Consider the following 9409-nt stretch of genomic DNA (forward strand, 5'->3'; position numbering starts at 1 on the left):
GAGGACAGGTCGACAGAATACGGTGCGGGTGTGACGGCGGATTCAGCCGTCGTCGTGCCCGACCCCGGCGGCGTCCACCGCCCGGTGGTCGGCCACCGACGTCGCACCGTCGGCCTCCACCCGCAGGGCACCGGTCATGATCGCCACGACCTCCGCCATGGAGTGGTCCGACGGCCTGATCACCGCCGCCCGGCGGCCCAGCCGGTGCACATGGATGCGGTCGGCGATCTCGAAGACGTGCGGCATGTTGTGGCTGATCAGGATGACCGGGATGCCCTTGTCGCGTACCCGGCGGATCAGGTCGAGGACCTGGGCCGACTCCTTGACGCCGAGCGCCGCGGTGGGCTCGTCCATGACGACGACGCTCCTGGCCCAGGCGGCCGCCCGGGCGACCGCGACGGCCTGCCGCTGGCCTCCGGAGAGCGTCTCGACGGGCTGGGTCAGCGAGCCGAGCCCGATCTTCAGCTCCGCCATGTGCTCGGCGGCCCGCGCCCGCATCGCCTTCTTGTCGAGCATGCGCAGCGCCCGGCCGAGAAGGTCCGTGCGCCGCAGTTCGCGGCCCAGGAACATATTGGACGCGATGTCCATGGACGGTGCGACGGCGAGGTCCTGGTAGACGGTCTCGATGCCGTGCCCGTGGGCGTCCTGGGGACCGGTGAAGCGGATGGGCTCGCCGTGCAGGCGGATCTCCCCGGAGTCCGGGATCACCGCGCCGGTCAGGGCCTTGATCAGGCTGGACTTGCCGGCTCCGTTGTCCCCGATGACGGCCAGGACCTCGCCGGGCATGAGGTCGAAGTCGGCGCCGTCGATGGCGGTGACGTGTCCGTAGCGCTTGACCAGCTTGCGGGCGCTGAGCACCGGTGTGTCCGGGGCGGCGCTCTTGTCGAGGGTGTTCATCGGCCCTTCTTCCGGGAGAACTGGTCGATCGTCACGGCCAGGATCACCAGCACGCCGGTGACCAGGGTCTGGTAGACGGAGGAGACCCCGAGCAGTTGGAGGCCGTTGCGGAAGACGCCGACGATGAGGACGCCGACGAACGTGCCGAGGACCGTCCCGCGCCCGCCGAACAGGCTGGTGCCGCCGAGCACCACGGCGGTGATGCTGTCCAGGTTCTCCGTCTGGCCGGCCTGGGGATCGCCCACCCCGGTGCGGGAGACCAGCAGCAGGGCCGCGATGCCGTAGACGAGACCGGCGACCGTGTAGAGGGAGATGGTGAGCCGGGAGACGCGGATGCCGTTGAGGCGGGCGCTCTCGGCGCTGTTGCCCAGGGCGTAGACGTGCTGCCCCCAGGCGGTGTTGCCCAGGGCGTAGGCGAAGCCGAGGAAGAGGACGACGGTGAGCAGCGAGCCGTAGGTGACGTCGGTGGTGCCCAGCGGGAACGTCTCCCCGAGCGCGGTGAGCGAGCCGGGCAGGCCGGTGACGGTCTGCTCCTCGGAGAAGATGTGCGTCAGCGCGAAGGCGACGTTGAGCATGCCCAGGGTGACGATGAACGGCGGGAGCGGCACGAGCCGTACGAGCAGGCCGTTGGCCAGTCCGAAGGCCCCGCAGACGAGAACGCCGGCCAGGATCGCGAGCGGTGCGGGCAGGGGGCTGCTGACGGCCAGCTTGGCCATCACGATTCCGCCGAAGGCCATCACGGCCCCGACCGACAGGTCGATGCCGGCGGTGAGGATGATCAGGGTCTGGCCGATCGCCAGGGTGCCGACGACCATCACCTGTTGCAGGATCAGCGAGAAGTTGCCGCCGGTCAGGAATTCGTCGCTGCTGAGCGCGAAGACGACCGAGGCGAGGATCAGGGCGCCGAACGGCCCTGCGGCGGGCGCCATCAGGATGCGGCGCAGCGTGGTGGGTTCCTTGGCGCCGGAGTACAGCGCCGAGGCGGTGGAGGTGGTCATCGGGCTTACTTCCCCCAGCAGTTGTCGATGCCGAAGCCGGCGTCCTTGGACTCGACGCCCGGCTGTGCCTGGTCCGCGATCAGCTGGACGCCCGTGTCGGTGTAGCCGCTGGCCTTCTTGCCGGTCTTGGCGTAGTCGACGATCGCGGCGACGCCGTCGGCGGCCATCTTGAGGGGGTACTGCTGCGAGGTGGCGGCGATCCTGCCGTCCTTGACCGCGGCAACGCCTTCGCAGCCGCCGTCGATGGTGACGATCATGACGTCCTTCTCGCGGCCCTTGGCCTTGATGGCGGTGTAGGCGCCGAGGGCGGCCGGCTCGTTGATGGCGTAGACGAGGTTGATGCCGGGGGCCTTCTGAAGGCAGTTCTCCATCGCGGTCTGGCCCTTGGCGCGGTCACCTCCGGTGTCCTGGGAACACACCAGGGAGGGGTCCTTGTCGGTGATGCCGTAGCCCTCCATGAACCCCTGGTGGCGCTGGACACCGACGGAGACGCCGGGCGACAGGTCCATGGTGGCGATCTTGGCCTCCTTGCCCTGCATGGCGGCCTTGGCATAGGCGCCGATGAGCTTGCCCGCCTTGACGTTGTCGGTGGCGAACAGGGCGTCGGCGGCGGACTGGGGCTCGGGCGGGGTGTCGAGTGCGATGACCAGGACACCCTTGGCGCGGGCCTTCTCCAGCGCCGGCACGATGGCCTTGGAGTCGTTGGGGGTGATCAGGATGCCCTTGACGCCGGCGGAGACCATGTTCTCCAGGGCGGTGACCTGTCCTCCGTTGTCACCGTCGTACTTGCCGGCGGCCGTGGTGAGCTCGACGCCCTTCTTCTTGGCCTCCTTCTGGGCGCCCTCGCGCATCTTGACGAAGAAGGGGTTGGTGTCGGTCTTGGTGATCAGGCCGACCTTCACCTTGCCGCCGTCCTTGCCCGAGGAACCGGAGCCGGAGCCACACCCGGTGAGCGCAAGGGCGCATACGGTGACGGTGGTGGTCGCGGCAAAAAGCATTCTTCGGGGCATGTCGGCTCCTCGTGCGATGGGTTGCGGAACGCGTGGACCAGTGCGGTCTCGGACCGAGCCGCCCCGGCGGAAGCAATGTCAACGCTGACAGCGGCTCGTACGGAGGATGTTGGACGGCCGGACGCCCGCCGTCAATGGAGAAGCCGTCGATAATTCCGGCAGGGCGCCGGTCGGATGGGGCCGCGGCCCGCCCGGGGGTCGAGTGCTCCGGCCCCGAAAACGGCCTCAACCGCGGCAAACACGGCCCGGAAAAACTCGCGATCGGCGCATCCGGCATCATCCGGCCGCCTCGCACCAGGGCCCGGATTAATTCCGCCTTGTGTCCGGCGTGTTGACGGTCGGATACCAGCCACACATCATCGGTCGCGATTCACCGTGTCAGCGTTGACATCGCCGCTGGCCCCCACGCCACAGCCGCCGCGACCCTCGTGTCGCGTGGCAGAACCGGAGCGAGAGATATGCGTGTACGCCGCAGAGCCCAGGCGTTGATGATCTCCCTGGCGCTCGGCCTGACCCCCCTGCTGTCGGCCTCGCCGGCCTCCGCGGGCGAGGTGTGGAACTACCCCGAGTTCCCCTACCAGCCCACGACGTACACCGAGCCCTATCGCGGGCAGTTCCACTTCAGCTCGCAGCAGGGCTGGATGAACGACCCGAACGGCCTGGTGTTCGCCAACGGCGAGTACCACTTCTTCTACCAGCACAACCCGCACGGGCTGGCCTGGGACACCATGCACTGGGGTCACGCGACCAGCAAGGACCTGGTCCACTGGACGCAGAAGCCGATCGCCCTGGAGCCGGACGTGCACCCCGGCACGCTGTTCTCCGGCGGAGGTGTGGTCGACAAGGACAACACCTCGGGGCTGAAGACGGGGGCCGACGACCCCATCGTGGTCTTCGCCAACACCGACGGGGTCAGCGTCTACTACAGCAACGACAACGGGAAGACCTTCCAGGCGTACGACAAGGGCCGCAAGCGCATCACCATCCCGGTCCAGAGCCGCGACCCCAAGGTGAGCTGGGACGCCGCGCACAAGCGGTGGGTCATGGTGGTGTGGTCGGAGAACGACGGCGACAACCACGGCAACGGTGTGGAGATCTACACCTCGCCCAACCTGCTCGACTGGACGCATTCCAGCCGGTACTCCGCGGAATGGCTCTTCGAGTGCCCGGACCTGTTCCAGGTCCCGGTCGAAGGCGACCCGAACCGCAAGAAGTGGGTGCTGACCACGGCATCCGGCAAGTACGTGGTAGGTGACTTCGACGGCACCGGGTTCCACGCGGACGACCCTGATCCCCAGCCCATGGACTTCGGCAGCGCCCACGCGGGCGGCACGTTCTACGCGGCCGAGACCTTCCAGAACGCCCCGGACGGGCGGGTCGTCCAGATGGCCTGGCAGGGCGGCAACGTCGGCAGCACCTGGACCGGCAACGCCACCTTCCCCGCGGAGCTCGGCCTGGTCAGCACGCCGGAGGGGCTGCGCATCACCCGTACACCGGTGGACGAGCTGTCCTCCCTCGCCTCCGGCAGCAAGAAGCTCGCGAAGCAGAGCGTCGCGGAGGGGGGTGCCAACCCCTTCAAGGGCGTCCGGGCCGACACGTACGAGATCAGCGCCACGATCGACGTGAGCAAGTCGACGGCGCGGCGGATCGCGTTCGGCCTGCACGTCCGCAGCGACAACACCGCCGACCGCACGGTGGTCTACGACAAGTCGGCGGGCACCCTGGACGGCCACCCGGTCGGCCTGGAGAACGGCAAGCTGAAGCTGCGCCTGCTGGTGGACCGCGGCCAGCTGGAGGTCTTCGCCGACGGCGGCACGTACTCCCTCTCGGACAACGTCAACTTCGACTCCGGCGCCGACAGCCAGGGCATCCGGATGTACGCCGAGGGCGGCACGGCCAAGCTGGACAGTGCCGTCTTCCGCCGGCTCAACTCCAGCTGGGGCACGGGTCAGTCGACGCTCAACACCGACCTGGGCGACCGGTGGAACGCCGTCAGCGGAAACTGGACCGATGTGTCGGCCGGAAAGCAGGGCCGGGGCTCCGGCAACGGCTTCTACCTCAGTACGCGAACGGCGGGCGACGGTGTCTACCAGGGTGACGTGTCCCTGGGCACCGCCCAGGCGGCGGGACTCACCTTCCGTGCCAACGACAAGGGCGAGGGTTACACCGCCAACGTCGACAAGGAGGGCAAGGTCAAACTGTGGCGGCCCGGCCGGGACATCGCCACGTACAACACCCCCGTCACGGCGGACAGCACCCACCACCTCAAGGTGACCACCGAGGGCAACCGCATCCGGGTCTTCCTGGACAACGGCACCGACCCCGTCATCGACGCGACCGACGACACCTACGCCGCCGGCCGGTACGGCGCCAACGTCTTCAACGGCACCGCGACGGTCCAGAACCTGAACACGGGCGGCGCGGGATTCGACGCCTTCCCCACCGCCAAGTGGGGTCCCACGGCCGGAACATGGACCACGGCCGCCGACGGCCTGCACGGCAGTTCCTCGGGGGACGGCTTCTATCTGAGCGAGCGGACGGGTGAGGACTTCACCTACGAGGGCGACCTCTCCGTCACCAACGGCGCCGCGACGGGTCTGACCTTCCGGGCCGACGACAGGGGTCAGGGGTACACGGCCACGCTGGACACCAAGGGCCAGGTGAAACTGTGGCGGCCCGGCAAGGACCTGGCCACCCACGACACCGCCATCACCGAGGGCCGCACGTATCACGTGAAGGTACGGACCGACGGTGACCGGATACGCGTGTGGCTCGGCGACCACGCCACCCCGGTGATCGACACCACCGACGCCACGTACCGCGGCGGGCGGTTCGGGGTGAACGCCTACAACGGAAACGTCATGGCCCAGCACCTGAGGGTCGGCTGACCACTCCCCCGGCCCGGGCCCCCGGCACACCCGCCGGGGGCCCGCAGGCGTCCGTCCGGACGACCCGCGAGCCCGGCCTGATCCGACCCTGATCGACAAGACACCCCCTAGAGGTGAAGCGCCCCCGGGAAGGCGGTGTGGCCGACGTCCGGGCGGGTGACGGCGAGCCAGCCGTGGCCCCGCAGGGTGGTGTCGGCGTCGATGTCCTCGGGGACGAGGGAGAGGGCCCAGGCCGCCGCGTTGGTGTCGCATTCCGCGGTGGCGTTGGGTGGCGACCACTCCTCGGCGGGATCGTCGTCGAGGGGCTCCTCCCACTCCATGGGCTCCCCCGTCCACTCGGGGATCTCGTTGCGCCAGTACCTCCGGCGCAGCACGCCGTCGACCGCCACCGCCCAGATCATCGAGTCGCTGTGCTCCTCCTGGGAGAAGAACTGTGCCTGTCCGCAGGCCGCGCTGAGGCGTTCGATGGTGGCTCCGAACTCCCAGACCGTGGGCGTCAGCGCACTGTTCGCGTAGAGGAGCCGCCAGCCGTCCAGCTCCGGGGTGACGAAGACGCGGTATGCCGTCCGCCGCGTGCCGTCCGGGCCCGTGACGTCCACGGAGTCGTTCTCGGCGGCGGAGAGTCCCATGGAGAGGGTGCAGGGGATGCGATGGTGCAGGCCCAGGGCCTCGAAGAGTCCTTCGTACGTAGCCCCGGGGACGGCGATCCACATGTGGTCGGGCAGGGAGTCCGGGGTGTCCCGGGCCGTCTTGATGCGGATGAGCCGTTCGAGGGCCCGGCGGTCCCGCTCGCCGAGCAGGTCCGCTTCGCCGATGACCGCCAGGGCGGTGAGGGCGTGCCGCCGCAGGTGCCCGGGGCCGTCGCGGCGGATGTCCCGCAGCAGGGGGCCGGCGCCCGCCCCGATCGCCCGGACGGTCTGCGTCGCCGCGTAACGGGTGTAGCCGTCCGGGGCGTTGAGGAGCGGTATGACATCGGTGAGAGCGCCGGCGGCGGCCCCGCCCAGCCGCTCCAGGTCGCTGAGCGCCTGGTGCCGGACCCTTGTCTCGGGATGGGACAGCGCCGCCCGGTATTGCGGGACGCCTTGCTCGATCATGGGTGTCGTCCGGTCCATGCGACGACCCTACCGAGGCGTTCCGGTTGTCCGGCTGGGTGGAGGCGGTCGGCTACCAGCCGCGGCGCGGCGGCTCCGGGCCGAGTCTGGCGGTGAGTGCCGCGAGGAAGACCGGGAGCTTGTCGACCATCGCCTTCGGGACCGGCGTGGACTGGACGGTGCCCTTGTCCACGTCCTCCACGACAAGGGTGTAGGTGCCGTCCTCCTCGATGAGTTCGGCGGCGAACAGCAGCGTCTGCGTGGAGGTTTCCATCAGCGCTCCCGGGAGGGCTCGTTGAGCCACGCCGACCACAGCTCGGTGGCCCGCTGTTCGTCGGTGTCCTCGGTGAACAGGTGGTGGCCGAGCCAGATCGGCACGTTCCAGGTGCTGCCGTTGAAGAACCGGTACAGGGCGTCCGGCCCGCGCAGGCCGACGAAGTCGGCGCTGAGCCAGTCGACGGTCACCTCCACCGGTTCGGGGGCCCGGAGGGTGAACCGGTCGCCGACGGCCGCGTCCTCGGCCAGGCCGAGGCGGCGGCGCAGCGCGGCGAAGTCGGCCGGGTCGGCGGTGGGTTCGGGGCGGTGGGCCCGTACGTACACGGCGGGGCGCCCGGCGAAGTGGCGGAGGTATTCGGTCAGGGCGTGCTGGTGGAAGTCGACGTACTTCTCGGCCACGTCCGTCTTGGCGTCCCAGTTCCAGGCGTCGTCCACGACGCCCGTGTGCACCCAGTGGATGCCCGTGCGGAGGTGGCTCGTGCCGTCGTCGGCCGGCTCGACACGGTAGCTGAGCGTGTTGGAGAACCCGCCGTCCTGGGTGGCCCGCAGCGCGAGGTGGTGCGGCGGCTCCCAGGTCACGACGGTGGCGTCGCCCCGGGTGACCTTTCCGCCGACGCGCGGCTCGATCTCCATCGGGTAGAGCCAGCCGAGGTTGCCGGCGGCGGTGGCGACCGCGTCCCAGACCTGCTGGGGTGCGACGGGCAGGTCCTGCTGCCTGCGGACCTGGAATTCTCGGGCCATGGTCGGTGCTGTTCCTTCGTCGTCGTTCGTGGTCAGTAGGCGAGCGGGAGGGCGTGCAGCCTGCGTTGCAGCGGGTTGGGCCGCCAGTCCGGCTCGGCGCCCGCGGCCGGCCGCAGCTCCGGCAGCCGGCGCACCAGGGTGCCGACGGCCACCTCCGTCTGGAGCCGTGCGAGCGGACCGCCGAGGCAGAAGTGGGGGCCGTGGCCGAAGCTGAGGTGACGGTTGCCGGGGCGGGTCAGGTCGAGCCGGTCGGGGTCCTCGAAGCGTTCGGGGTCGCGGTTGGTGGCGCCGAGGAACAGGTACACCAACTCCCCCTCGCGCAGGATCCGTCCGCCGATCTCCAGGTCCTGCGCGACGACCCTGACGATCGCCTGGGTCACCGTGTCGTAGCGCGCCAGCTCCTCGACGGCGCCGCGCATGAGGCCGGGGTCCTCGCGCAGCCGGGCCAGCTGGTCCGGGTGGCGGAGCAGGGCGTGCACGCCGTTCGTGATGAGGTGCGTGGTGGTCTCGTCGCCCGCCGTGATGAGGACGAAGCAGGTGGAGAGGAGTTCGGAGTCGGTGAGCCGGTCGTCGTGCGTCTGGGTGGCGACCAGGGCGCTGATCAGGTCGTCGCCCGGTTCACGGCGGCGCTGCCGGATGAGCCCGGACAGGTAGTCCTCGTACTGGTCGATCGCGGTCTCGGACTTGGCCAGGTCCTCGCTGAGCCGGCCGAAGCGGCGGAACCACTCCTTGACCTGCGGCCGGTCCTCCTCGGGGATGCCGAAGAGCTCGCAGACGACGGACATGGGCAGCGGGGAGGCGACCGCCTCGATCAGTTCCATCTCGGGCCCGGCGGCGACCGCCGCGTCGATGAGCCGGTCCACGAGGTGCTGGACCCGGTCGCGCAGGGCCTCGACGCGGCGGGCGGTGAAGGCGCGGTTGGCGAGTTTGCGCAGCCGGGCGTGGTCCGGCGGGTCGGTGTTGCTCATCACCCGGCCGAGTCGGTCGGTGAGCCGGCTGAACTCCTTGAGGTCGCCGCCGAGCGCGGTGTAGGCCCTCGTCATCCGGTCCCGGTCGTTGGACAGGCGCAGATCGCCCAGGGCCCCCTCGACGTCGGCGTACCGGGTGAGGTACCAGACGCCCTGGGGGCTGCGGTGGACCGGGTCCTCGCGCCGCATCCGGGCGTAGAGCGGGTAGGGGTCGCGCCGGGCCTCGGGAGTGAGCAGGGCGGCGCCGAGGTCGCGGACGGGGGCGGGGCGCGCGCTGTCGCGGGCCCCCGCCAGGGTGTCGGTGGTGGTCATGTCGGCCGCGCTACCGCTGGGTGTCCATGGCGTCGGCGAGGCTCTTGGGCCTCATGTCGGTCCAGTTCCGCTCGATGTGTTCGAGGCACGCGGCGTGGGTGTCGGGGCCGTGGGCGACGGTCCAGCCGGCGGGGACGTCGGCGAACTGCGGCCAGAGCGAGTGCTGGTTCTCGTCGTTGACGAGGACGAGGAAGGTGCCGTCCTGGTCGTCGAAGGGGTTGGTCATGG

General features: G+C 70.1%; 9 protein-coding genes. 1 reads left to right on the forward strand and 8 read right to left on the reverse strand.

Annotated elements, in window-relative coordinates; all coding sequences use genetic code 11:
• Positions 1-42: 42 nt before the first annotated feature.
• The 3 genes from ACFZAT_RS26495 to ACFZAT_RS26505 are packed head-to-tail and all read right to left on the reverse strand — an operon-like array spanning position 43 to position 2893.
• A complete protein-coding gene (locus tag ACFZAT_RS26495) occupies positions 43-897 on the reverse strand; it encodes an ATP-binding cassette domain-containing protein (RefSeq protein ID WP_391267869.1) in 855 nt (284 codons plus the stop codon).
• Positions 894-1895 carry an ABC transporter permease gene (locus ACFZAT_RS26500; protein ID WP_391267871.1) on the reverse strand — a complete coding sequence of 334 codons (1002 nt, stop codon included), beginning with the start codon at positions 1893-1895 and terminating at the stop codon, positions 894-896. Before ACFZAT_RS26500 ends, ACFZAT_RS26495 begins: the two co-directional genes overlap by 4 nt.
• 5 nt (positions 1896-1900) lie before the next feature.
• Entirely contained in the window at positions 1901-2893 is a 993-nt protein-coding gene (locus tag ACFZAT_RS26505) for a substrate-binding domain-containing protein (protein ID WP_391268171.1), read from the reverse strand.
• 470 nt (positions 2894-3363) lie between these two features.
• On the opposite strand from ACFZAT_RS26505, the gene ACFZAT_RS26510 reads away from it, so the two are divergent.
• Positions 3364-5793, forward strand: a complete 2430-nt coding sequence (locus ACFZAT_RS26510; RefSeq protein WP_391267872.1) for a GH32 C-terminal domain-containing protein — start codon at positions 3364-3366, stop codon at positions 5791-5793.
• A 107-nt stretch (positions 5794-5900) separates the two neighbouring features.
• Here the strand turns inward: ACFZAT_RS26510 and ACFZAT_RS26515 are convergent, their stop codons facing one another.
• The 5 genes from ACFZAT_RS26515 to ACFZAT_RS26535 are packed head-to-tail and all read right to left on the reverse strand — an operon-like array spanning position 5901 to position 9407.
• Positions 5901-6905 (reverse strand): HEAT repeat domain-containing protein, encoded by a 1005-nt coding sequence (locus tag ACFZAT_RS26515; RefSeq protein ID WP_391267873.1) that lies wholly within the window; start codon positions 6903-6905, stop codon positions 5901-5903.
• A 52-nt stretch (positions 6906-6957) separates the two neighbouring features.
• Positions 6958-7158 carry a hypothetical protein gene (locus ACFZAT_RS26520; RefSeq protein WP_391267874.1) on the reverse strand — a complete coding sequence of 67 codons (201 nt, stop codon included), beginning with the start codon at positions 7156-7158 and terminating at the stop codon, positions 6958-6960.
• Positions 7158-7901 carry an SRPBCC domain-containing protein gene (locus tag ACFZAT_RS26525; protein ID WP_391267875.1) on the reverse strand — a complete coding sequence of 248 codons (744 nt, stop codon included), beginning with the start codon at positions 7899-7901 and terminating at the stop codon, positions 7158-7160. The genes ACFZAT_RS26520 and ACFZAT_RS26525 overlap by 1 nt, the downstream gene beginning before the upstream one ends.
• Before the next feature lie 32 nt (positions 7902-7933).
• Positions 7934-9181 carry a cytochrome P450 gene (locus ACFZAT_RS26530; protein WP_391267877.1) on the reverse strand — a complete coding sequence of 416 codons (1248 nt, stop codon included), beginning with the start codon at positions 9179-9181 and terminating at the stop codon, positions 7934-7936.
• 10 nt (positions 9182-9191) lie between these two features.
• On the reverse strand, positions 9192-9407 hold the full coding sequence (locus tag ACFZAT_RS26535) for an MbtH family protein (protein ID WP_355936993.1): 216 nt from the start codon (positions 9405-9407) through the stop codon (positions 9192-9194).
• Positions 9408-9409 lie beyond the last annotated feature (2 nt).

The sequence above is a fragment of the Streptomyces sp. NPDC008163 genome (assembly GCF_042956885.1).
GTDB lineage: Bacteria > Actinomycetota > Actinomycetes > Streptomycetales > Streptomycetaceae > Streptomyces > Streptomyces drozdowiczii_A.